At 69.6% G+C, this 21,950-nt stretch carries 20 protein-coding genes; 10 read left to right on the forward strand and 10 right to left on the reverse strand.

Features of this window, described 5'->3' with window-relative positions; translation table 11 throughout:
• Positions 1–96: 96 nt before the first annotated feature.
• From thiO to JDY09_RS00435, 3 genes are read left to right on the forward strand one after another with little or no spacing between them, the layout of a single operon-like run.
• Positions 97–1,320 carry a glycine oxidase ThiO gene (thiO, locus tag JDY09_RS00425; RefSeq protein ID WP_274717976.1) on the forward strand — a complete coding sequence of 408 codons (1,224 nt, stop codon included), beginning with the start codon at positions 97–99 and terminating at the stop codon, positions 1,318–1,320.
• 5 nt (positions 1,321–1,325) lie between these two features.
• Positions 1,326–1,583, forward strand: coding sequence for a sulfur carrier protein ThiS (gene thiS, locus JDY09_RS00430; RefSeq protein ID WP_274716849.1), 258 nt, complete (start codon positions 1,326–1,328; stop codon positions 1,581–1,583).
• Between the two features lie 12 nt (positions 1,584–1,595).
• Positions 1,596–2,366 (forward strand): thiazole synthase, encoded by a 771-nt coding sequence (locus JDY09_RS00435; RefSeq protein WP_274716850.1) that lies wholly within the window; start codon positions 1,596–1,598, stop codon positions 2,364–2,366.
• A gap of 43 nt (positions 2,367–2,409) precedes the next feature.
• Here JDY09_RS00435 and JDY09_RS00440 read toward each other — a convergent pair whose 3' ends face one another.
• Together JDY09_RS00440 and argF are read right to left on the reverse strand one after the other, a co-directional pair.
• Entirely contained in the window at positions 2,410–2,862 is a 453-nt protein-coding gene (locus JDY09_RS00440; protein WP_274716851.1) for a cupredoxin domain-containing protein, read from the reverse strand.
• An 81-nt stretch (positions 2,863–2,943) separates the two neighbouring features.
• A complete protein-coding gene (gene argF / locus JDY09_RS00445) occupies positions 2,944–3,897 on the reverse strand; it encodes an ornithine carbamoyltransferase (RefSeq protein WP_274716852.1) in 954 nt (317 codons plus the stop codon).
• Positions 3,898–3,962: 65 nt separating this feature from the next.
• Between argF and rlmD the strand changes: the two genes are divergently transcribed.
• On the forward strand, positions 3,963–5,414 hold the full coding sequence (gene rlmD / locus JDY09_RS00450) for a 23S rRNA (uracil(1939)-C(5))-methyltransferase RlmD (protein WP_274716853.1): 1,452 nt from the start codon (positions 3,963–3,965) through the stop codon (positions 5,412–5,414).
• Here rlmD and JDY09_RS00455 read toward each other — a convergent pair.
• The 7 genes from JDY09_RS00455 to JDY09_RS00485 all read right to left on the reverse strand — a co-directional run bounded on the left by JDY09_RS00455 (position 5,403) and on the right by JDY09_RS00485 (position 12,862).
• A complete protein-coding gene (locus JDY09_RS00455) occupies positions 5,403–5,585 on the reverse strand; it encodes a hypothetical protein (RefSeq protein ID WP_274716854.1) in 183 nt (60 codons plus the stop codon). The genes rlmD and JDY09_RS00455 overlap by 12 nt on opposite strands.
• 42 nt (positions 5,586–5,627) lie before the next feature.
• A complete protein-coding gene (locus JDY09_RS00460) occupies positions 5,628–6,233 on the reverse strand; it encodes a uracil-DNA glycosylase family protein (RefSeq protein ID WP_274716855.1) in 606 nt (201 codons plus the stop codon).
• A gap of 47 nt (positions 6,234–6,280) precedes the next feature.
• The gene (locus JDY09_RS00465; RefSeq protein WP_274716856.1) at positions 6,281–8,197 is read right to left on the reverse strand and encodes a glycosyltransferase; all 1,917 of its coding nucleotides are present in this window, start codon (positions 8,195–8,197) and stop codon (positions 6,281–6,283) included.
• Between the two features lie 82 nt (positions 8,198–8,279).
• On the reverse strand, positions 8,280–9,455 hold the full coding sequence (locus tag JDY09_RS00470; protein WP_428837447.1) for an inositol-3-phosphate synthase: 1,176 nt from the start codon (positions 9,453–9,455) through the stop codon (positions 8,280–8,282).
• A 146-nt stretch (positions 9,456–9,601) separates the two neighbouring features.
• On the reverse strand, positions 9,602–10,267 hold the full coding sequence (locus JDY09_RS00475; protein WP_274716858.1) for a CDP-alcohol phosphatidyltransferase family protein: 666 nt from the start codon (positions 10,265–10,267) through the stop codon (positions 9,602–9,604).
• Positions 10,234–11,109, reverse strand: coding sequence for a phosphatase PAP2 family protein (locus JDY09_RS00480; RefSeq protein ID WP_274716859.1), 876 nt, complete (start codon positions 11,107–11,109; stop codon positions 10,234–10,236). Before JDY09_RS00480 ends, JDY09_RS00475 begins: the two co-directional genes overlap by 34 nt.
• 22 nt (positions 11,110–11,131) lie before the next feature.
• Complete coding sequence (locus tag JDY09_RS00485) at positions 11,132–12,862, reverse strand: hypothetical protein (RefSeq protein ID WP_274716860.1); 1,731 nt, start codon at positions 12,860–12,862, stop codon at positions 11,132–11,134.
• 54 nt (positions 12,863–12,916) lie between these two features.
• Between JDY09_RS00485 and JDY09_RS00490 the strand changes: the two genes are divergently transcribed.
• The 6 genes from JDY09_RS00490 to clpB all read left to right on the forward strand — a co-directional run bounded on the left by JDY09_RS00490 (position 12,917) and on the right by clpB (position 20,647).
• A complete protein-coding gene (locus JDY09_RS00490; RefSeq protein ID WP_274716861.1) occupies positions 12,917–13,594 on the forward strand; it encodes an endonuclease III domain-containing protein in 678 nt (225 codons plus the stop codon).
• A 148-nt stretch (positions 13,595–13,742) separates the two neighbouring features.
• Positions 13,743–15,647, forward strand: a complete 1,905-nt coding sequence (gene dnaK, locus JDY09_RS00495; protein WP_274716862.1) for a molecular chaperone DnaK — start codon at positions 13,743–13,745, stop codon at positions 15,645–15,647.
• A 14-nt stretch (positions 15,648–15,661) separates the two neighbouring features.
• Positions 15,662–16,393: a nucleotide exchange factor GrpE gene (locus JDY09_RS00500; RefSeq protein WP_274717977.1), complete on the forward strand. Its 732-nt coding sequence runs from the start codon at positions 15,662–15,664 to the stop codon at positions 16,391–16,393.
• A gap of 10 nt (positions 16,394–16,403) precedes the next feature.
• A complete protein-coding gene (dnaJ, locus tag JDY09_RS00505; protein WP_274716863.1) occupies positions 16,404–17,540 on the forward strand; it encodes a molecular chaperone DnaJ in 1,137 nt (378 codons plus the stop codon).
• Complete coding sequence (locus JDY09_RS00510) at positions 17,537–18,088, forward strand: heat shock protein transcriptional repressor HspR (RefSeq protein WP_274716864.1); 552 nt, start codon at positions 17,537–17,539, stop codon at positions 18,086–18,088. Before dnaJ ends, JDY09_RS00510 begins: the two co-directional genes overlap by 4 nt.
• 18 nt (positions 18,089–18,106) lie before the next feature.
• A complete protein-coding gene (clpB, locus tag JDY09_RS00515; RefSeq protein WP_274716865.1) occupies positions 18,107–20,647 on the forward strand; it encodes an ATP-dependent chaperone ClpB in 2,541 nt (846 codons plus the stop codon).
• On the opposite strand, the gene JDY09_RS00520 is transcribed toward clpB, so the two are convergent.
• Positions 20,644–21,933 (reverse strand): SAM-dependent methyltransferase, encoded by a 1,290-nt coding sequence (locus JDY09_RS00520; RefSeq protein WP_274716866.1) that lies wholly within the window; start codon positions 21,931–21,933, stop codon positions 20,644–20,646. The two genes, clpB and JDY09_RS00520, sit on opposite strands and share 4 nt — an antisense overlap.
• Between the last annotated feature and the right edge of the window lie 17 nt (positions 21,934–21,950).

The following is a 21,950-nucleotide window of genomic DNA, read 5'->3' on the forward strand; positions in this document are numbered from 1 at the left end:
GGCCGCGAACCGTCGCCGACCGTTGCACCTGATCCGGGTAATGCCGGCGGAGGGACGGACGACACGAACGCGCACGACCGACACGAGCAGCGAGCGATAGACGCGAGCACGCGAGGTCGCAGCGACCGGCTCTCAACGCATAGAGAAGTCGTTGTCGTCGGGGCTGGGCTCGTCGGTCTGGCGGTCGCGTGGCGGTTGGCCGCGCGTGGTCTCTCGGTGACGCTCGTCGAACGCGAAACTCCAGGTGCGGGCGCGTCGAGTGTCGCTGCGGGGATGCTTGCGCCCGTCAGCGAGCTCGACTACGCCGAAACCGCCGCACTCGCCGGGCGGCTCGCGGCGCTCGAGCGCTGGCCCGCGTTTGCGCGCGAGCTCGCCGAGGCGAGCGGGGTCGAGCCAGCGCTGGTGTACGGAGGGAGCGTGATCGTGGCGGTCGACCGCGACGACGCCGCCGAACTTCGCCGTTTGCACGATCTGCACCGAAGCGTCGGCGTCGCGAGCCAGTGGCTCGACCGCCGGGCGCTACGGGCGCACGTGCCGGAGCTCGGTCCGCGTGCGCTCGCCGCCTTATCGGTCGCGCAAGAGAGTGCCGTCGATCCCGAGCTCGTGGTCGCGGCGCTCGCCACCGCGGCTCGGCGCGCGGGAGCCGAGCTGCGCGAACGCGCGGCGGCGACCGAGCTGCGAACCGTCGCGGGCCGCGTCCGGGGAGTGATGCTCGCCGACGGGACGGAGATAGCTGCCGATCTCGTCGTCGTCGCTGCCGGGGCACGCACGCGCCAGCTTTTGCCCGATTCGGCTGTCGCCCGCAGCGTGCGCCCGGTGAAGGGTCAGCTCATCACCGTCGCCGCCGACGGGCGGCGCGCGCAAGCGCCCCGCATCGTGGTGCGGACGCCCCGCGTCTACCTGGTGCCGCGCGGCGACGGACGCGTGGTGATCGGCGCGACGCAGGAGGAGCGCGGTTTCGACAGCACGGTCACGGCGGGCGCGCTGCGCACCTTGCTCGAAGAAGCCTGGGAGGTGTGGCCGGGGGTCGACGAAGCGCAGTTCCTCGCTGCGAAGAGCGGTCACCGCCCGGCCACCCCCGACAACGAGCCGATCGTCGGGTTCGACCCCGACCTCGACGGCCTCTTCTGGGCCACGGGCCACTGGCGCAATGGCGTGCTCTGGACTGCGCTCGTCGGTGACCTCGTTCGCGATCTCGTGCTCGGTCGCGGGCCGGCGATCGACCCCAGTCCCTACGACCCGGCCCGTTTCGTCGCTGCTGCCACCGCCAGCCGCGCCGCGGTTGTGGCGAACCCCGCCCCGGCGTTCGAAAGGAGCTGATCGCCGTGGGGCCGCCAAGCGAGACGCCCGTCGAGGCGCGAGGTGAGGGCGGTACCGTCACGGTGGTGGTGAACGGCCAGAACAGGAAGCTCCCGGTCGGCGTGACCGTCGCCGACGTGGTGCGGGAGCTCGCGGGCGACGAGGGTGCGCGCGGCGTCGCCGTCGCGGTCGACGGCGAGGTGGTGCCGCGCGGACGCTGGGACGACGTCGCGCTCGCCGGCGGCGAGCGCATCGAGGTCGTGCGTGCGGTCCAGGGCGGCTGAGGCGAGGTAGCGGTGGGTCTCGTAATCGACGGCGTCGAGCTGCGCTCGCGACTGATCCTCGGCAGCGGCGGTTTTTCCAACCTCGAGGTCTTGCGACAGGCGATCGAGGCGAGCGGAACGGATCTCGTCACGGTCGCGCTGCGGCGCGTCGAGCCGGGAAGCGAAGGTTCGTTGCTCGACGTGATCGAGGCGACGGGATGCCGCGTCCTGCCCAACACGGCGGGGTGTTTCTCGGCCCGCGAAGCTGTCGCGCTAGCGCGCCTAGCGCGCGAAGCGCTCGGGACTGACTGGGTCAAGCTCGAAGTGATCGGCGACGAGGACACGCTCCTCCCCGACCCTGCCGAGCTGCTCGATGCCGCCGCGACGCTCGTCGCCGAGGGCTTCGTCGTCTTGCCCTACACCAACGACGATCCCGTGCTCGCGCGGCGCCTCGAGGAGGTCGGCTGCGCAGCGGTGATGCCGGCGGGCTCGCCGATCGGCAGCGGCATGGGCATCAACAACCCGTACAACTTGCGGCTGATCCGCGAGCAGGCGCGGGTACCGGTGATTCTCGACGCCGGTATCGGCACGGCGTCGGACGCGGCCCTCGCGATGGAGCTCGGTTGCGACGGTGTTCTGCTGGCGAGCAGCGTGTCGCGGGCGCGTGACCCGGTGGCGATGGCGCGCGCTATGCGCCTGGCCGTCGAGGCGGGACGCTACGCGTACGAGGCCGGGCGTATTCCCCGCCGCACCTACGCGCGCCCGTCGTCGCCGACCGAGGGCGTGCCCGTGCTCGACCCCTGAGAGACCCAGCAGTTCCTGCGGCGGCCAGCAGCCCCGCAGCTGGCTACTTGACCGTTATCTCGCCGGCCATGTACGGCTTGTGCAGCTCGCAGACGTATTTGATGGTGCCCGGCTGCGTAACCCGGATCTCGTACTTGTCGCCGGGTTGCATGCCGCCCGCGGGACCCGATGCGAAGTCCGCTCCCGGCCCCGACACCTTGTGGACGTCGTGGGCGACGGAGTCGTCGTTGACCCACACGATCCGTGTGCCGCGCCGCACTGTCACCTTCTCGGGCTGGAAGCGGATGTTCTTCATCGCCACCTCGACCGTGCCGCCGCGCGCTGCGTTCGTGGCTGGCGAGGTTGCCGTTCCGGTGGTGCCGCCGTTCTCGTCGTTACCGCCACAGCCGGCTGCGAGCGCTACCACGGCGACCGTGGTTGCGCCGAGCGCAATCAGTCGCGTTCGTACCCGGTGCCGTTTTTGCCGTTCGCGAAGACCGTTCTCGTGCTCGTTCATGTCCAACGTGGACCTCCCCTCGGAACCTGCCGCGCCGGTCGCTGCGTGGCAGCGCCGGCGTGCGCAGCGACGAAGGCGACTCTACACCCCTTCGATCAAGAGCTCGAGCAGCGCTTTTTGCGCGTGCAGGCGGTTCTCGGCCTGGTCCCACACAGCCGAGCGCGGCCCGTAGAGAACGCTCGCCGATATCTCCTCGTCGGGGTGGGCGGGCAGACAGTGCAGCGCCACGGCGTCGTCGGCCGCGGCCGCGAGCAGCTCCTCGTCGACGCGGTAGGGCGCGAGCAGCTGTCTGCGCCGTTCGGCGTCGTCTTCACGCCCCATGCTTACCCACACGTCGGTGTAGACAGCGCGCGCTCCCGTCACCGCGACCTGCGGGTCGGTGGTGATAAGCAGCCGCCCGCCGGGCGGAAGCAGTGAGCGGCTCGTCTCGACGACCGCAGCCGCCGGCGCGAGCTCCGCCGGGGTGGCGACACGCAGGTCGAGACCGGCGACGGCGCCTGCGAGCATCAGTGAATGAGCGACGTTGTTGCCGTCGCCGACCCAGGCGACCGGCAGGCCGGCGAGCTCCCCGAACCGCTCGTACAGAGTCAAAAGGTCGGCGAGCGCCTGGCAAGGGTGGTAGTCGTCGGAGAGCAGGTTGACCACGGGAACCGAGCTCCAGCGCGCAAGCTCGTCGAGCGCGGCGTGTCTGGCGGTGCGAACGGCGATCAGATCGACGTAGCGCGATAGCACGAGAGCCGTGTCGCGGATCGACTCGCCGCGCGCCAGCTGCAGCTCGTCGCCGCGCAGCACCACCGGGTGGGCGCCGAGCTCGACCGCTGCAAGCTCGAACGAGACGCGCGTGCGTGTCGAAGGTCGCTCGAAGACGAGCGCGACCGAGCGGCCGACGAGGGCGCCGTCACCGCGGCCACGCTGCCGCCGCGACCGTTTGAGCTCGCTGGCACGGGCGAGCAGCCGCGACAGCTCGCTGGCACTCAGTTCGCTGCCGGTGAGGAAGTGGCGCGGCGGCGCTTCGCCTGGTTTGTGCGTCGACATCGCCGGGATCGTATTTGGGCGCGCGCCGCGGCCGGGTTGCGACGCGCTCTGCGACCATGGGGGCTGTGAGCGAGCGCTGCGGCGGAACGATCCCCGATCATGACGGGACCGTCGCGACCACGGCAGGGACAGCCGTCGACGACGGTGGTGCGCGCCTGCCTCGTCGCGGGGAGGAGCTCGACGTCGAAGTGTCGGCGCTCGCCTACGGGGGCGCGGGTGTGGCGCGCCTCGGTCGCGGCGGCTTCGTGCTGTTCGTGCGCGGCGGCTTTCCGGGCGATCGCGTGCGCGTGCGCGTCACCCGTCGTCGCCGCTCCTACGCCGAGGCCGAGGTCGTCGAGCTGCTCGAGCCGAGCGGCGACCGTGTCGCGACCGCCGTCGACCATCCCGGCGCGCCGTGGCTTGCGCTTCGCTACGAGACCCAGCTGCACTGGAAGCAGCTGCAGGTGCGCGACGCCCTCGAACGGCTCGGCGGCTTTCGGTCGCCACCGCTCGAGCCGATCGTGCCGGCGCGTGAGCGGACGCGCTATCGCAACAAGCTCGAGTACTCGTTCGGGGTGGGCAGCGACGGGCGTGTCGTGCTCGGCTTCCACCGCCGCGGCCGTTTCGATCTCGTGACCCCTATCGAGCAAGACATCCTCGCCTCCGAGCGGGTCGACCAGGTGCGCAACGCGGTGCGCGACTGGTGTCTCGCCGTCGGGCTTTCGGCCTACGACCGACGTTCACGCGAGGGCTTGTTGCGCAATCTTGTCGTGCGCGAGGGGCGGCGGACGGGAGATCTCTCGGTGCGCCTAGTCACCGCGCCCGGTGCGCTCGACGCGGCCGCGCTGGCGGCCGCGCTGCCAGCGACGGGGGTCGTCTGGACGCGCACCGACGCGCTCGCCGAGGTGACGAGCGGGGGCGAAAGCGAACTTGTCGCTGGGCGCGAGTGGATCGAAGAGGAGCTCTGCGGCTTGCGCTTCCGGATCTCTCCCGACGCCTTCTTCCAAACCAACACCGAGATGGCGGAGGAGCTCTACCGGCTCGCGCTCGCCTACGCCGATCTCGACGGCACGGAAACGGTGCTCGATCTCTTCTGCGGGACCGGCACGATCGGACTGGTGATGGCGCTGGAGGCGCGCGCTGTGCTGGGCCTCGAACTGAATCCGCGTGCCGTCGCGGACGCGATCGCCAACGCTCGGCTGAACGCGATCGACAACGCGACCTTCTACTGCGGCGACGTGGCCGATGCGCTTCCAGAGCTTTGCGAGCGCGCTCCGACACCCCCCGCGGTGGCGGTAGTCGATCCGCCGCGGGCCGGTCTCTCCAAACGTATGCTCGAGCACCTCTTGTCCGCTCGACCCGAGCGGATCGTCTACGTCTCCTGCAACCCGACGACGCTCGCGCCGAACGCGCGCACGATCGTCGCGGCCGGCTACGAGCTCGAGCGGGTGCGTCCTGTCGACATGTTCCCGCAGACGCCGCACATCGAGTGCGTGGCGGCGTTCAAGCGGACGGTCGACGGCCCATCAGCCCGGTGACTCGAGCTCCTCGTCGTCGAGCGGCACCTCCTCGCTGGCGTGGACGGTGCAGAGGAAGCGTCCGTCGCTCTCGAGCGCAGCGCGGATCTCCTCCTCGGTGAGGGCGACGCCACAGACTTCGCAGCTGCGCCGTTTGATCAGTGGCTCAATGCTGTGCTCTTCGAGATCCATGCGCGCCTGATTCTGTCAAGCGAGTCGCCCGGCGTCGCCCCGCTAGTAGGGCGGGAACGCCGCCCACCACTCGCCGAGCACGCGGAAAGCGTTCCAGAACGTGCGTTTGGCGCGCTCCTCGTCGAGCGAGTCGTCGATGTCGGGAACGAACAGCGCCTCGCAGCTCGGCGTCAGCCGCTGCACCACCCCGAGCTTCGGTTCGAGCGGCACGGACAGCGGCAGTTCGAGAGCGTTCACGGCCTCGAGCGCACGTTCGCCCATCACCACCAGGATGCGCGGCTCGACGATCGCGAACTCCTCGGCCAGACGGGCGTGGCAGCGCGCGTCCGAGAGCTCGAGATCGGCGACTGGGCACTTCACGACGACTGTCCCGTACACGCAGAGCGGATCGATTCCGAGGCGGTTGAAGCTCTTCAGGAGAGCCGTTCCGGAACGGCCGTAGAACGCCACGCCCTCCTCGATCTCCGCTCGCGTCGGCGCAAACTTGACTAGGAAGATGTCGGCCAACGGGTGGCCCGATCCCAGCACCGGCATCGCCCCTGCGCGCGGGCACCACTCGCAGGCGTAGAGCTCGCGGTTCAGCTCGTTGAGCTCACGGATCGCCCGCTCGAGGTACTTCTCCCTGATCTCGTCGTCCGTTGCGGGCATCCGTGCCCTGGCTTTTGACGCTCCCCGAGACCCTCCTCTACGGTGCATCAGGTCTTGCTCGCGTCGCGCTTGCGTTTGCGCGGGCGCGGCTGGGCGCGCGGTGCGACACCGGCGCGTGTCTGCAAGAACTTGAGCGCTTGGACGTACACCAAGCTGCGTCGGCCGCGGATGATCTCGGCGTCGCGCAGCGAGGCGAGGAACTCCTCGGGCCCGTCGAACGCGCGCATCCGCACGCGCACCGAACCCAGCCCTTGCAGGACGTGCGCGTCCGAACCGGCGCCGGCGGGGATGCGGTACTTGGCTGCGAACCGGGCTGCCTCCTCGTTGAAGGCCGAGAAGGCGACGCGGGGATTGAAGACCTCGATCGCGTCTATCTCGTCGATCACCGACAGCAGATGCTCGTAGTCGGGCACCGCGTGCATGCGGTCGAAGGGGTGGGGGACGTAGACGATCCCGCCTTGGGCGCGGATCTCGGCGATCGTTTCCGCCAGCGAGAGGCCGCGCGGAATCTTGCGCTCGATGAAGAGCCCGATCACCTCGCCCTGCTCGGCGGTTTTGATCTCTTCACCGACGATCACCTGAACGCGGCCGTCGGCCTTGGCGCGAGCCTCGAGCGCGCCCGAGATCTCGTTGTGGTCGGTGACGGCGATCGCCCCCAAGCCGACCCGCTCGGCACGCTCCAACAGGGCCTCGACGGGAGTGGCGCAATCGGGCGAGTGGTCGGTGTGCATGTGCAGGTCGACGTCGATCAGGGGCTTGCGTGCCAACCTGCGGCGCAAAGCTGGATCGGCGATAGCCCGCTTGCGGTGCGCGGCGATACGCCGATAGAGCGCTTCGACCTCGCTCGCCACACGCGCCCAGTCGAGGTGCGCGCGCAGCGGCTCCGCCGCGCGAACGAGGTTTTCGCGCAAGCTCGGGGAGCGCACCACCCGTTCGAGCTGGCTCGTGAGAGTGGCGGCGTCGCGCGGCTGGAAGAGGAGACCGCGTTCGCCGTCGGCGACGCACTCCTCGTAGAGGGGCACGCGCGAGACGACAGGGACGCAGCGGGCAGCGAGTGCCGCCAGCACCGTTCCCGGCCGCGCCGCCACCCCTGACGACGCTGCCACGAGGACGTCGGCGGCCGCTAGCAGCCGCTCCTCGTCGAGTTCGCCGGTGCCGACGAAACGCACGCGCTCGCGCAGACGCCGCGACAGCGGCTGAGCTGGCGCGGCGCCGCCGCGCGCCAGCACGACTGCGCGCCACGGCACGTCGTCGGGAAGGCGCCTGAGCGCGCGCAGGAACAGACGCAGAGCGGCAGGTTCCTCGTCGGCGACGTAGCCGATCAGACAGCCCGACGCGTCCTCCACAAGACCCCGCGCAAGGTCGCCGCTCGCGGCCTCGAAGCGCGCCGCGCCCGGCGTCACGAGCTCGTAGTCGCCGGGGAAGAAGCGTGCCAAGAGGTCGCGCGTCGCCCGGTAGCTAGCGGTGCGGCCGTCGAGACGCTTGAAGAGAAGGCGCACCAGCGGTCGCGCCAGCTGTGTCGAGAGAAAGCGCTCGGTGGCGGCGTGAAAGCTCGCCACCGACAGCGAGCGCGCGTGACGCAACGCTGCCGACGAAGCGCTCGGTGCGAACGGCTCGTGGACGTGCACGAAGTCGAAAGCTGTGCGCTCGAAAAGGCGCTCGATCGTGCGCGACACGTCGATCGGCAGCGCGAGCGACCCGCCGCGCCGAAACGGCACGCTATGCCCCACGCACAGCACCGCGCGCTCGCCCCACGCGGGCTCTTCCGTGCCGCCGGCGAGTGCAGCTACCCGCTCTCGACCACGACGCACAAGGTCGGGAGAGTCCGATGGGGCCACGACCACTACCGCGTGTCCGCGGCGGGCGAGCTCGCTCGCGACCCGGTCGACCCAGCGGTTGACCTCGTGATCGTGCTCCCAGGGGTAGGGAGTCACCTGGGCGATGCGGAACCGTTCGTCGCCCACCGCGTGCAGCATACGACGCCAAAAAAGCGCCCCGCCGGCGTGCCGGCGGGGCGCTCGCAAGCCTCGCGCCGAGCGCTGCGGCTCAGGAAGCGGAGCTGTGCTCGACCGCCGGCACCGGCCCGCTCGCCGGCAGCTTCGGCGCCCCGCCGTACTGGGCGATGAACTGCTCGGTCATCTCGCGCGCCACGGGGTCGGGGTACTGCTCCGGCGGCGACTTCATGAAGTAGGCCGACGGCCCGATCAGCGGCCCGCCGACGCCGTGGTTGAGAGCGAGCTTCGCGCAGCGCACCGCGTCGATCACGATGCCCGCCGAGTTCGGCGAGTCCCACACCTCGAGCTTCGCCTCGATCGTCAGCGGCACGCCGCCGAACGCCTCGCCCTCGAGGCGGATGTGCGCCCACTTGCGGTCCGTCAGCCACGGCACGTAGTCGGACGGACCGATGTAGACGTCGTCCGGCGAGAGCTCCTCGTCGAGCAGCGACGTGACCGCCTGCGTCTTCGAGATCTTCTTCGACTCGAGGCGCTCGCGCTCGAGCATGTTGTAGAAGTCCATGTTCCCGCCCACGTTCAGCTGCGAGGTGCGGGCGAGGCGCACGCCACGGTCCTGGAAGAGCCGCGCGAGCGTGCGGTGGACGATCGTCGCCCCCACCTGCGACTTGATGTCGTCGCCGACGATCGGCAGACCGGCCTTGCGGAAGCGGTCGGCCCAGTAGCGCTCCTTGGCGATGAAGACCGGCACGCAGTTGACGAACGCGCAGCCCGCCTCTAGCACCTGCTCGACGTACCACTTAGTGGCTTGCTCGGCGCCGACCGGCAGGTACGACACCACGACGTCGGTCTTCGTCTCCTTGAGAATCCCAACGATGTCGGCGGTGTCGCCGGGTGCCTTGCGGATCTTCTCCTTCAGATACTTGCCGAGCCCGTCGTGGGTCATGCCACGGTAGACGGGCACGCCGAGCTTCGGCACGTCGCAGAACTTGATCGTGTTGTTCTGGCCCGCCCAGATCGCCTCGCCGAGGTCCTTGCCGACCTTCTCGGCGTCGATGTCGAACGCCGCGGTGAACTCGATGTCGCGGACGTGGTAGCCGCCGAGGTCGACGTGCATAAGACCCGGCACACGCTGGGAAGGATCGGCATCGCGGTAGTAGTGGACGCCCTGAACAAAGGACGACGCGCAGTTACCTACTCCGACGATGGCCACGCGAACCTTCTCGGTCTGGTATCGCGAGGCCCCGTTTCCGGCGATGTTGTTGGTCACGAGAGTCCTCCTTTTGGTCGCGAAAGTCCCCTGCAGCTCGGGTGCGTCGTGCTCGCCCCGCCGCGTCTGCTCGGTTCCTTCGGGTTACCCCGCACTGCCGCCACCGTTAGCCGGCGGCACAACTCCCACTTCCGGCGCGCGGGCCGTCAGGCGAGTTGCCTCCGCACGTGGTGTACGCGCTGGAGGGTAGTCACGACGGTGATACCGGCAAGAAGGTAGACAGCCGGCTCCAGTAGCTTCAAGTCAACCACACCGGCGCCGTCGGCGAACATCAGACCCGCCGTGAGGATGACGACGCGAACCGGTCGCGTCGCGATGCCGACCTTGCACTCCGCCCCCAGCGCCTCGGCGCGGGCGCGCGTGTACGAGACCATGTACGACCCCACCACCGCGAGCACGGTGGCGCCGGCAGCAGCGTCCTGACCGTGGCGGGCGAAGTAGGCCGCGACGGCGGCGAGGACGACTCCCTCCTCGACGCGATCGAGCGTCGAGTCAAGGAAGGCGCCGAACGCTGTGCCCTTGCCCGACATCCGCGAGTAGCGACCGTCGAGCATGTCCATCAGCGAGCCCACCGCGAAGGCGATCGCCGCGGCGACAAAGAGGTCGGCGAGCACGAGCCCAGCGGCGAGGAGATTGAGGGCGAAGCCGGTGAGCGAGATCGCGTTGGGCGTGAGCCGCGACTCGATCAGGCGCTCGCGCGCGCGGGCGCGCATCGCCGCGAGCGCCGTGTCGTCGTCGCTCCTAACTGCGCGCCGGGGTGGCGCGCCAGCGCGCCCGCTCAAGCTGTCGTCCTGGCGTTCGCTGGCGGCCATGCCCAGACGGTCGGACGCGCACGCGAAAGCGCCGAGCGCGCGATTAGGGCGGAAGTCGCGGCGACCGCCGCACCCACCGCGGCGTCGAGCCAGAAGTGGTTGGCGGTGACGATGACGACGAACGTTACGACCAGCGGATACACCGCCCACGCTAGGCGCAGAGCCCGGTTGCGGACGAGCGCCACTGCCGGGACGCTGATCATCAAGGCGAAGGCGACGTGCATCGACGGCATCGCCGCAAAGGGGTTGTAGAGCGCGCTCGCGCTCTTCTGGGCGTTCTCGCCGAAAAACGACGCGACGGTGTCGGTGAAGCCCCACTCGGGTAGGAAGCGGGGTGGCGCCGTCGGGAACAGCGCGTAGCCGAGCAGCGCGAAGCCCATTGCGAGCATGAAGGTGTTGCGCACGAAGTAGAAGGCTTCGTTGCGGGCGATGTAGAGCCAGATCAGGAACGTCGTGGTGACGACGAAGTGCGAATTCACGTACATCGCGCTCGCAGCCTCGACGAGCCAACGGTGGGCGCTCGCCCAAGCCTGTAGAGACGGTTCGAAGAAGAGGCCCAGCGAGCGTTCGAGGTCGACGATCGCACGGGCGTTGGCGAAGGCTCGCGCCACCTCGCCGTCGATGTGGCCGCGGACAAGGCGGTAGGCGTAATAGGCACCGGCGAAGAGGGCGAGCTGCACGAGCGCGTCGCCCCACCCGTGCGGCAGCCAGCTGCCGCTCGCGCGCCAGATCCGGCGTAAGTCGGCGAGCACCGCGCTGGCAGCGGGACGCGCCGTCGAATCACGGGGCGCGCCGGCAGCACGGTCGACGGAAGCGGGCAGTGGGTAGGGGTCGCGGCGCACGTCGGCAGCTTAAACGTCGCACTCAGCCGTCGTCGCAGCGGCGACCACGGGCGAACAGGCGCTCGGGCGCGAACCTGATGACCAGTCGCGCGAAGCCGGGACGGCGCACCCGCACCCCGGTCCAACCCTCGTCCGGATAGACGCAGCCGCCGGGCAGGTACCAGTACGGCGTCCAGCGCACACGCACGAGAAAGTCGCCCGGCCGCACCACGCGCAAAAGCACCTGGTCGGTTTCGAGCCGCTCGAGGCTGGCAGCGGCTTGTCCGCGGGGGATCACAAAAGGCGCCGGCAGCATCACCTCGTAGACCCGCCAGTCGCGCGAGCGCCAGCGAAGCTTCAGGTAGGGCAACCCGCGCTCGATCAGCGCCCGCTCGCCGTAGGAGGAGCGGTCGGGTTTGGCGGAGGGCAGCGCCACGTAGCGCACGGCGTTCTCGGAGAGCCAGCTCGCGTAGGTGAGCTCGTTGAGCGGTCCGCGGTAGAAGATCGGGTTGCGGCCGGTGTCGAGTTGGCGCAGCCAGCCTCGCGCTAGGGGCACGAGCGGGGCAATTTCCGCGCTCTCCCAGTGGCTGCGAGTGAAGGGGATCTCGATCCGTCGCTGATCCGGCAGCGTCGCGAGGTACTGGCGTAGCGGCTCGAAGTAGTCGCTCCGTGCCGCGGGGTCTTCGAGGTACTTGCGTACGTCCCGAACCGCCGGCGACCACTGCCAAACAGCGAGTAGCGCGAGACCGGCGGCCGCCGGCACAGCGAGCGGCCGCAAGCGCAGAAGGCCGCGTTCGGCGGCGGCGCATGCAAGCAGCGGTCCCCCAACAAGCGCGCCCAAACGTACGGCGTTGCCGCCCATCGGCGTCTCGATAAAGAGAGCGAGCGTCGAGCCGAGCGCGTACAGTACCGCTCCCCAGCGCAAACTCGCGTCGCGCCGGGGCAGAACCGCGAGGCACGCGAGCGCGAACAACGGGATCGGCAAATAGGCGGTGGTCGGGAAAGGTGCCCAGCCGCCTTCCGGGAAGGCGAAGTACAGGAACACCGGCGGTAGGAAGGAGGCGGCAGCGAGCGCGAGCGCCCATTCGCGCGTCTTTCGCTCGTTGCGGTGCGCGATCGCGATCGCGCACGCCGCCATCGTCAAAAACAGCCCGGCGACCGGGCTTCCGAGCGGCGCGAGCACGCCCAGCGCTAGCGCCAGCCAGGGGCGTCGGCGGGCGAACGCGTAGAGCGAAGCGAGCGCCAGGGCGGTGCCGATCGCGAACGGCAGACGTCCCGTCCAGATCAAAGTCCCGCAACCGACTCCCGCCCAGAGGACACCGAGACGCGACACCGACGGCGGGTAGCGCAGGCGCAGCAACGCCGCGAGCAGGGCAGCGCTCGCGAGCGCTGCCAACGCCAGTGCGGTGCGCACGCCGAGCGCCCACCCGAGCAGCGGCGAGAGGATGCTGTACGCCGGGGCGTGGTGGCCGCCGTACCACTGACCGTTCCAGATCGCGAACCCCTCGCTTCCGAACAGCCAGGCGCGGAACTCGTGCGCTGCGAGGTCGACGACGCGGGGCTTCCAGATGAGCGCGGCGATCCCTTGCGCCGCGCAAGCCGAGAGAGCGACCAGTGACCAGCGGTCGCCGCCGGCAAGCCTCCCTGCCGCCGCGCGCACAAGCACCGCGCCGCCGACAAAGAGCGAGCGCTTGCCGAGGGGTCGGCGCGCGCTCTCGGCTCCGACCTCCGGGCGCGGATGACTAGGAGCTTCGATGCCTGTCTCGGCCGGCAACGACGGCAGGCTAGTGCACGCCGGATCGGCGACCGGTGTGCGACCGTGTCCGTGATGACTAGAGCGTCTACGAGCTCGACGCGCTGGCGACGACCGCCGCGACGACGGGTCGCGGAGATCGTTGCGCGCCTGCGCTGCTTTTACGGCGCTCCCCGCCTGCGACCGCACGGCCGGCCGCTCGACGAGCTCGTCTTGACCGTGCTCTCGCAGAACACGAGTGACCGCAACCGCGATGTCGCTTACGTGCGCCTACGCGAGGCGTTTCCCGCCTGGAGCGACGTGCGTGCGGCGCCGGTGGAGGCGATCGAGGCCGCGATTCGCCCCGGCGGGCTCGCGCCGACAAAGGCGCGGCGGATCCGTGCGATCCTCGACGCGATCGGCGACGACGATCTCGCCTGGCTCGCCGATGCCCCGGTCGCACAGGCGCGGGCGTTCCTTTGCTCGTTGCCCGGCGTCGGTCGCAAAACCGCGGCGTGCGTCCTGCTGTTCTCGTTCGGGCGCCCCGAGGTGCCCGTCGACACGCACGTTCACCGTGTCGCGACGCGGCTGGGGCTGCTCCCAGCTGGGGTGCCGCTAGAGGCCGCGCACGACATCGCGCTGCGCTACGCGAATGATTTCGATCCTTACGAGTTCCACGTGCTTCTGATCCGTCACGGACGGCGCCTGTGCGCCGCGCGCAACCCGAAGTGCGGTAGCTGCCCGTTGCGCTCGCTCTGTCCGACCGGCCGCTAAGCCGCCTGCCAGCCGGCCACGGCGGCGGCAGCCACCTGCCGCTCGGCGGCGAACGCCACCGAAGCCCACCGAAAGGCGAGGCGGAAACGCACAGATCTGCTATAAAGGCGCTTAGATTTTTTCAGTCGTCGACGTAGGGAGGCTTGCGATGGGCAAGACGATCGGCATCGATCTCGGAACCACCAACTCGTGCATGGCAGTCATGGAGGGCGGCGAACCGACGGTGATCCCCAACGCCGAGGGTGCGCGCGTGACACCGTCGGTTGTCGCTTTCACCGAATCGGGCGAGCGCTTGGTCGGCGCACCCGCCAAGCGCCAGGCGGTGACTAATCCCCAGAACACGATCTTCTCGATCAAGCGTTTCATGGGGCGCAAGCACGCAGAGGTCGTCGAGGAAGAGAAGATCGTCCCCTACGAGGTGGTCCCGGGGCCTAACGGTGACGTCCGCGTCCGCGTCCCCGCGGCCGACAAGGAGTTCGCGCCGCCCGAGATCTCGGCGATGATCCTGCAAAAGCTGAAGGCCGACGCCGAGGCGTACCTCGGTGAGACGGTCGACGCCGCGGTCATCACCGTCCCGGCCTACTTCAACGACGCCCAGCGACAGGCGACAAAGGACGCCGGGCGCATCGCCGGGCTCGAGGTCAAGCGCATCATCAACGAGCCGACGGCCGCCGCTCTCGCCTACGGGCTTGACAAGGAGAAGGACCAGACGATCCTCGTTTTCGACCTTGGCGGCGGCACGTTTGACGTGTCGATCCTCGAGATCGGCGACGGCGTCTTCGAGGTCAAGGCGACCGCCGGTGACAACCACCTCGGCGGTGACAACTTCGACAAGGCGATCGTCGACTGGCTGGTCGCCGAGTTCAAGAAGGACCACGGTATCGACCTCTCCCAGGACCGCATGGCCTTGCAGCGGCTGTACGAAGCCGCTGAGAAGGCCAAGGTCGAGCTGTCGTCGGCGCAAGAGACGCAGATCTCGCTGCCCTTCATCACCGCCGACCAGTCGGGGCCCAAGCACCTCGACATGCGGCTGACGCGGGCGAAGCTCAACGAGCTCACCGCCGATCTCCTCGACCGCGTGGTCGGGCCGACGAAGCAGGCGATGCGCGACGCAGGCGTGACCGCCGACGACATCGACCATGTCGTGCTCGTCGGCGGTATGACGCGCATGCCAGCTGTCCAGGAGAAGGTTCGCGAGCTCACCGGCAAGGAGCCGCACCGCGGCGTCAACCCCGACGAGGTGGTTGCCGTCGGTGCGGCGATCCAGGCCGGTGTGCTGGCCGGTGAAGTCAAGGACGTCCTGCTGCTCGACGTCACGCCGCTGTCGCTCGGCATCGAGACGAAGGGCGGTGTGTTCACGAAGTTGATCGAGCGCAACACGACGATCCCGACGCGCAAGTCGGAGATCTTCTCGACCGCCGAGGACAACCAGACGTCGGTCGAGATCCACGTCCTCCAGGGCGAGCGCGAGATGGCGCGCTACAACAAGTCGCTCGGTCGCTTCCAGCTCACCGGCATTCCGCCGGCGCCGCGTGGCGTGCCGCAGATCGAGGTGACGTTCGACATCGACGCCGACGGCATCCTCCACGTCTCGGCCAAGGATCTCGGCACCGGCAAGGAGCAGAAGATCGAGATCAAGGCTGGCTCCGGTCTCACCGAGGAGGAGATCGAGCGGATGGTCCGCGATGCCGAGGCGCACGCCGAGGAGGACCGCCGTCAGCGCGAGCTCGCCGAGGCGCGCAACAACGCCGAGAACGCCGCCTACCAGGCCGAGCGCCAGCTGAAAGAGATCGGCGATTCGATCGACGCCGACGCGCGCCAGCGGATCGAGGCCAAGATCAAGGAGATCCGCGACAACCTGCAAAGCGAGGACGCTGCCCAGCTCCGGCGTTTGACCGAGGAGCTGCAAGCCGCGTGGCACCAGGTGTCCGAGCAGGTTTACGCGCGTGCCGCGCAGCAGGCCGGCGCCAGTCGCGATGGCGGCTCGGGCGATGCCTCGGCGGGCGACGAAGAGGTCGTCGACGCCGAGGTGGTCGACGGCGACGAGAAGTAGCGGAGGTGCCCGCAATGGTGCGCGTGCACCGCGATAGCGACAGCGAGGAGGCTGCGCGCGAGGCCGCTGTCGAAGCGGCGGCCGACGTGCAGCCTCCGCCCGCCGGCGCCGACGGGAGGGCAGCGTCGTCGGCGGCGGCGGAGCGTGACGGCGAGACCGCGAGTGCGACCGTCAGCGCTGACGCCGATGGGCACGCAGTCACCGCCGCCGAGTCGGCACGTGCCGCCGGCGGGGGCGAGGAACAGGACGCCGCTGCTCGCGAGGACGCCGCTGCTCGCGAGGAGGGCGAAACCGCAACGATCGCTCGACAGGAACTCGAGCAGCTGCGTCGCGAACGCGACGAGTACCTCGATCTGGCGCGCCGCAAGCAGGCGGAGTTCGAGAACTTCCGCCGCCGTGTCGCGCGCGCCGAAGCCGACGCCGGGGTTCGTGCCAAGATCGACCTGATCCGCGACCTGCTGCCGCAGGTCGACAACCTCGAGCGAGCGTTGCAGGTCGCCCCCGAAGGCGATCCCCTGGCCGACGGGGTACGGATGATCCTGCGGGGCCTGCTCAACACGCTCGAGCAGCACGGTGTCGAGTCCTTCGACCCGAGCGGCGAGCCGTTCGACCCCACCGTGCACGACGCCCTCTCGACCCGCGAGGTCGAGGGCGTCGAGCCGGGGACGGTCGTCGAGGTGGTCGAAAGGGGGTATCGCCTGGGCGAACGGATCGTCCGTCCGGCGCGGGTGGTGGTTAGCGGCTAGGGAGGCAGGGATGCCAGCGGTGAAGGACCCGTACAAGGTTCTCGGGGTCGACCGCAAGGCCTCGCAAGAGGAGATCAAGAAGGCGTACAGGCGCCTGGCCCGTCGCTACCACCCCGATCGCAACCCCGGCGACAAGGAGGCCGAGGAGCGCTTCAAGGAGGTGCAGGAGGCCTATTCGATTCTCTCCGACCCCGAGAAGCGCCGCGCTTACGACGAGGGCGGCGGGATGTTCGGCGGCTTCGACCCGGGCGCTTTCCGCGAAGGTTTCGCGAGCACGTTCCGCGGCGGCTTCGGAAGTTTCGGCGACATCCTCTCCGATCTGTTCGGTGGCGGTGCGCGCACGGCCGGTGGGCGTGCGCGCCGGGGACGCGACCTCGAAACCGAGGTCCGGCTGTCGTTCGAACAGTCGCTCGAGGGCGCTCAGGTGCCGATCGCCGTGCCGGTGGAGGAAGTGTGCGCCACCTGCGGGGGCACCGGTGCGCGCCCTGGTACGCAGCCCGAGATCTGTCCGCGCTGCCGCGGGCGCGGGATCGAGTCGGAATCGCAAGGCCTCTTCGCGATCTCGCAGCCCTGTCGGGCGTGCGGCGGTAGCGGCACGCGGGTCACCGACCCGTGTCCGACGTGCCGCGGTTCCGGGCGCGTGCGGCGGGTACGCAAGCTGCGCGTGAACATCCCGCCGGGGGTGCGTGACGGCTCGCGCGTGCGCCTTGCCGGCAAGGGCGAGGCGGGACAAGGCGGCGGCCCCCCGGGCGATTTGTACGTGATCACCCGCGTCGATCCCTCGCCGATTTTCCGCCGTCGTGGCGACGACCTCGAAGTGGACGTGCCGATCACGGTCGTCGAGGCACTGCGCGGCGCCACGATCGAGGTGCCCACTCTTAACGGGACGAAGCGGATTCGGGTCGCTCCGGGCACGCGCCACGGGACCGTCGTGCGTCTCCGCGGCGAGGGTCCGCCGCGCCCGAGCGGCGGCGGACGCGGCGACATCCGCTACCGCCTCGTGATCGACGTGCCGCGCGAGCTGACGCGCGACCAGCAGGCGGCTGTCGATCGCTTGGCGGAGGTGCTCGACGGCAACCCGCGCGCCGAGCTCTTGGCGCGGGCGCGTAGCGCCAGCGGTCGGCGCCCGAGTGGAGGTAGCGCATGAGCCGCCGGCGCAACACGCAGCCGCGACACAAGGCGCCCTCGACGGGCGAGGCAGTAGGGCGCGGTGGCGCGTCGGCGCGCCGCGACGGCGCTGCACGCCGCAAGCGCGGCGTTTACATGATCTCGGTCGCTGCCGAGCTCGCCGGGATGCACCCGCAGACCTTGCGCATCTACGAGGCGCGCGGGTTGATCAGACCGCAGCGCTCCCCCAAGGGCACGCGCCTCTACAGCGACGAGGACGTCGAGCGCTTGCGCCGCATCCAACAGCTGACAACCGAGCTCGGCATGAACCTCGCCGGCGTCGAGAAGGTGTTCGAACTAGAGGCGGAGATCGAGCGCCTACAAGCGCGCCTCCGCGCGCTCGAGCGCAAGGCGGCGGCGGTCGAGGCGGAACTACGCGCCGAGCTCGAGCGCGTCCGGCGCGCGACGAGCGTGGCGATCGTGCCCTACCGACAGCCGGTCTTGGACATCGTGCCCGTTCGGGAAAGCCCCGTGACAGTACGGGTTGACCGTACCTATACTGTTGACATCTATAACGAAGAGACTTAGATTTTCTAGGTAGGAACGATGAATATCGAGCGCTTCACAATCAAATCGCAAGAGGCTCTCCAGGCGGCTCAGCGTCTGGCGCAGGCGCGGCGCAATCCCGAGATCGTTCCCCACCACCTGCTCGTGGCACTGCTCGAGCAGGAGGGCACGATCGTCGCGCCGGCGCTGCGAGCAGCGGGAGCCGATCCCGTGGGTGTGCGTCGGCGTGCCGGTGAAGCGCTCGATCGCTTGCCAACCGTGTCGGGCGACGCCTCCCAGCCGACCGTAAGCCGCGATCTCGCGCGCGTGCTCGAACGCGCCGACGAGGAGCGTCGCGGCATGGGCGACGAGTACGTCTCGACCGAGCACCTGCTGCTGGCGCTGGCGAGCGAACCCCAGGTCGACTGCGGTGCGGCGCGCGAGCCTCTGCTCGAAGCGATCAACCGCATCCGCGGTCCGCACCGCGTCACCGACCAGAACCCCGAGGACAAGTATCAGGCGCTCGAGAAGTTCGGCCGCGATCTCACCGCCGAGGCTGCCGAGGGCAAGCTCGACCCGGTCATCGGTCGCGACGAGGAGATCCGCCGCGTCATCCAGGTACTGTCGCGGCGCACCAAGAACAACCCCGTCTTGATCGGCGAGCCGGGCGTCGGCAAGACAGCCATCGTCGAGGGTTTGGCGCAGCGCATCGTCTCCGGCGACGTACCCGAGACGCTGCGCAACCGTCGCGTCATCGCTCTCGACCTCGGCGCGATGCTTGCCGGCTCCAAGTACCGCGGCGAGTTCGAGGAGCGCATGAAGGCTGTGCTCCAAGAGATCGCCGAATCCGAGGGGCAGATCATCCTCTTCATCGACGAGCTGCATACGATCGTCGGCGCCGGCGCGGCCGAGGGTGCCGTCGACGCGGGCAACATGCTCAAGCCGATGCTGGCGCGCGGTCAGCTCCGCTGCGTCGGCGCCACCACGCTCGACGAGTACCGCAAGTACATCGAGAAGGACGCTGCTCTCGAGCGGCGCTTCCAGCCCGTGTACGTGGACGAGCCGACCGTCGAAGAGACGATCGCGATCCTGCGCGGGCTCAAGGAGCGCTACGAGGTGCACCACGGTGTGCGCATCCAGGACTCGGCGCTCGTCGCCGCGGCGACGCTCTCGCACCGCTATATCGCTGACCGCTTCCTGCCCGATAAAGCGATCGACCTGATCGACGAGGCAGCGTCGCGCCTGCGCATCGAGATCGACTCGATGCCCGAGGAGATCGACGAGGTCGAGCGCCGCATCCAGCAGCTCGAGATCGAGCTCCACTCGCTCAAGAAGGAGCGTGACGAAGCTTCAGTCAAGCGGCGTGAGGCGCTCGAAAGCGAGCTCGCCGAGCTGCGCGCCCGTGCCGAGGAGATGAAAGCGCACTGGCGCGCCGAGAAAGAGGCGATCGAGGCGATCAGGGCTGCGAAGGAGCGGCTCGAGCAGGCGCACCGCGAAGCCGAACGGGCGCAGCGAGAAGGCGACCTCGAAACAGCGGCACGGCTGCGCTACGGCGAGATCCCGGAGCTCGAACGCCGGGTCCAAGAGGCTGAACAGAAGCTGCGCGAGCTCCAGTCCGAGCACAAGTTCCTCAAGGAAGAGGTCGACGAGGAGGACGTCGCCGAGGTTGTCTCGCGCTGGACGGGGATTCCCGTCTCGCGCCTGATGGAGTCGGAGGTCGAGAAGCTCGTGCACATGGAGGAGCGCTTGCACGAGCGCGTCATCGGCCAGGACGACGCCGTCGTGGCGGTGTCGAACGCGCTCCGCCGCTCGCGAGCCGGCCTCGCCGATCCCAACCGGCCGATCGGCGTCTTCCTCTTCCTCGGGCCCACAGGTGTCGGCAAGACCGAGCTCGCGCGGGCACTCGCCGAGTTCATGTTCGACACCGAAGAAGCGATGGTGCGCATCGACATGTCGGAGTACATGGAGAAGCACGCCGTCGCGCGCCTGATCGGTGCACCCCCGGGCTACGTCGGCTACGAGGAGGGCGGTCAGCTCACCGAGGCGGTGCGGCGCCGGCCGTACTCGGTCGTGCTCCTCGACGAGATCGAGAAAGCCCATCCCGACGTCTTCAACGTCCTCTTGCAGGTGATGGACGACGGGCGGCTCACCGACGGCAAAGGCCGCACCGTCGACTTCCGCAACACGATCCTGATCATGACCTCGAACATCCCGGGCGGCATGGCCGGGGTGCGCCAGCACTTCAAGCCGGAGTTCGTCAACCGGCTCGACGAGGTGATCGAGTTCCACCCGCTGCAGCGCCAGCACATCGAGCAGATCGTCGACCTGCAGATGCGGCGCGTGGCCGAGCGGGTGCGCGAGCGCGGGCTCGAGATCGAGCTCAGCGACGAGGCGCGCACGCTGCTCGCCACGCTCGGTTACGACCCGGCGTTCGGGGCGCGACCGCTCAAGCGCGTGATCCAGCGCGAAGTCGTCGACAAGCTCGCGCTCGGCTTGCTCAAGGGCGAGTTCAAGCCGGGCGACCGCGTGCGCATCGATGCTGCCGACGGCGCCTTGCGCTTCGAGCGCATCGCTGCCGCCGAGCCGGTCGCAGCCAGCTAGACCGAAACCGGCACGCCTCCCGCGAGCCAGCGTCGGCGCAAGCGGGGCAAGCCGTGATCGGCGCCGCGGCGCGCAGCGAGCGTCTGGAACACCGTGATCTCGCCGCACTCGAAGCCGACCGCCGAGGCCGCGAGATACAGCCGCCAGATGCGCGCCCGCTCTTCGCCGACGAGGGTCCTGGCGGTCGCGAACTCGCGCTCTAAGTTTGCGCGCCAGCGTCGCAGGGTGAGGGGATAGTGCTCGCGCAGCGACTCGACGTCGACCAGCTCGAAATCGGCCTGCTCGAGCTCACGAACCAGGTACCCGAGCGGGTGGAGATCGCCGTCGGGGAAGACGTAGCGGCGGATGAAAGTGTCGGGCCCGGGATCGATCGGGCGCAGCCGGGCGATCCCGTGGTTGAGGAACAGACCGCCGGGACGCAGCAGGTCGCGTACTCGCCGCACGTACTCGCCGAGCCGTTCGCGACCGACGTGCTCGTACATGCCGATGCTCGCCACTTTGTCGAATTCGCCGCGACGGAGCTCGCGGTAGTCGGCGACGAGGATCTCGCAGCGGTCGGCGACACCGGCCTCTCGAGCGCTCTCGCGGGCGAGCTCTGCCTGGGGCTCCGACAGGGTGATCCCGAGGGCGCGCGCGCCGTACCGGCTGGCTGCGTGTACGACAAGCGAACCCCAGCCGCAACCGATGTCCAGGAAGCGCTCGCCGGGTGCCAGCGCGAGCTTGCGACAGACGAGGTCGAGCTTGCGCTCCTGCGCGGATTCGAGCGGCTCGTCGTCGCGTTCGAAGTAGGCGCACGAGTAGACCATCGTCGGGCCGAGGATCAGGCGGTAGAAGTCGTTCGACACGTCGTAGTGGTGCCGGACCGCGGCACGGTCGCGACGTAGCGAGCGCCGCCGGCCGCGCACGCGTGCCTCGAGGGGGTGCCGCCCGGCGCTCGTGAGATCGGCAAGGAGTGCGCCCACGCCCACAGTGCGCGCCACCGCCGCGGCGAGGCGCAAGCGCTGCGCCCAGCTCGGCCGCCACGGCTCGTCGCGAAAAGCGAGAAAGCCGCGCCGTAGCGCCTCCTCGAGGTCGCCCTCGACGTCGACGAGCCCGCTCGCCCACGCTCGCGCCAGCCCGAGCTGGCTCGGCTCGCGCACGAGCGCCGCGAGCGCGCGCGGCGAGCGAACGACAACGGTCGGAAGGTCGCTGCCCTTGTCGCGGCCGGGCAAGAGCGAACCGTCCCAGAAGCGGACGGCCACTGGCGGGTCGCGATCGAGAGCGGCGCCGAGAGTGTCCGCTATCACCGCTTCGCTACCAGGGG

It is taken from the genome of Thermoleophilum album (genome assembly GCF_028867705.1).
Classification (GTDB): Bacteria; Actinomycetota; Thermoleophilia; order Solirubrobacterales; family Thermoleophilaceae; genus Thermoleophilum.

Bases quoted from the DNA above. Each gene is read 5' to 3' on its own strand.
- JDY09_RS00440 (WP_274716851.1), bottom strand. From the start codon at position 2,862: ATGAACGAGCACGAGAACGGTCTTCGCGAACGGCAAAAACGGCACCGG.
- argF (WP_274716852.1), bottom strand. From the start codon at position 3,897: ATGTCGACGCACAAACCAGGCGAAGCGCCGCCGCGCCACTTCCTCACC.
- JDY09_RS00455 (WP_274716854.1), bottom strand. From the start codon at position 5,585: ATGGATCTCGAAGAGCACAGCATTGAGCCACTGATCAAACGGCGCAGC.
- JDY09_RS00460 (WP_274716855.1), bottom strand. From the start codon at position 6,233: ATGCCCGCAACGGACGACGAGATCAGGGAGAAGTACCTCGAGCGGGCG.
- JDY09_RS00475 (WP_274716858.1), bottom strand. From the start codon at position 10,267: ATGGCCGCCAGCGAACGCCAGGACGACAGCTTGAGCGGGCGCGCTGGC.
- JDY09_RS00490 (WP_274716861.1), top strand. From the start codon at position 12,917: ATGACTAGAGCGTCTACGAGCTCGACGCGCTGGCGACGACCGCCGCGA.
- dnaK (WP_274716862.1), top strand. From the start codon at position 13,743: ATGGGCAAGACGATCGGCATCGATCTCGGAACCACCAACTCGTGCATG.
- JDY09_RS00500 (WP_274717977.1), top strand. From the start codon at position 15,662: ATGGTGCGCGTGCACCGCGATAGCGACAGCGAGGAGGCTGCGCGCGAG.
- dnaJ (WP_274716863.1), top strand. From the start codon at position 16,404: ATGCCAGCGGTGAAGGACCCGTACAAGGTTCTCGGGGTCGACCGCAAG.
- JDY09_RS00510 (WP_274716864.1), top strand. From the start codon at position 17,537: ATGAGCCGCCGGCGCAACACGCAGCCGCGACACAAGGCGCCCTCGACG.
- clpB (WP_274716865.1), top strand. From the start codon at position 18,107: ATGAATATCGAGCGCTTCACAATCAAATCGCAAGAGGCTCTCCAGGCG.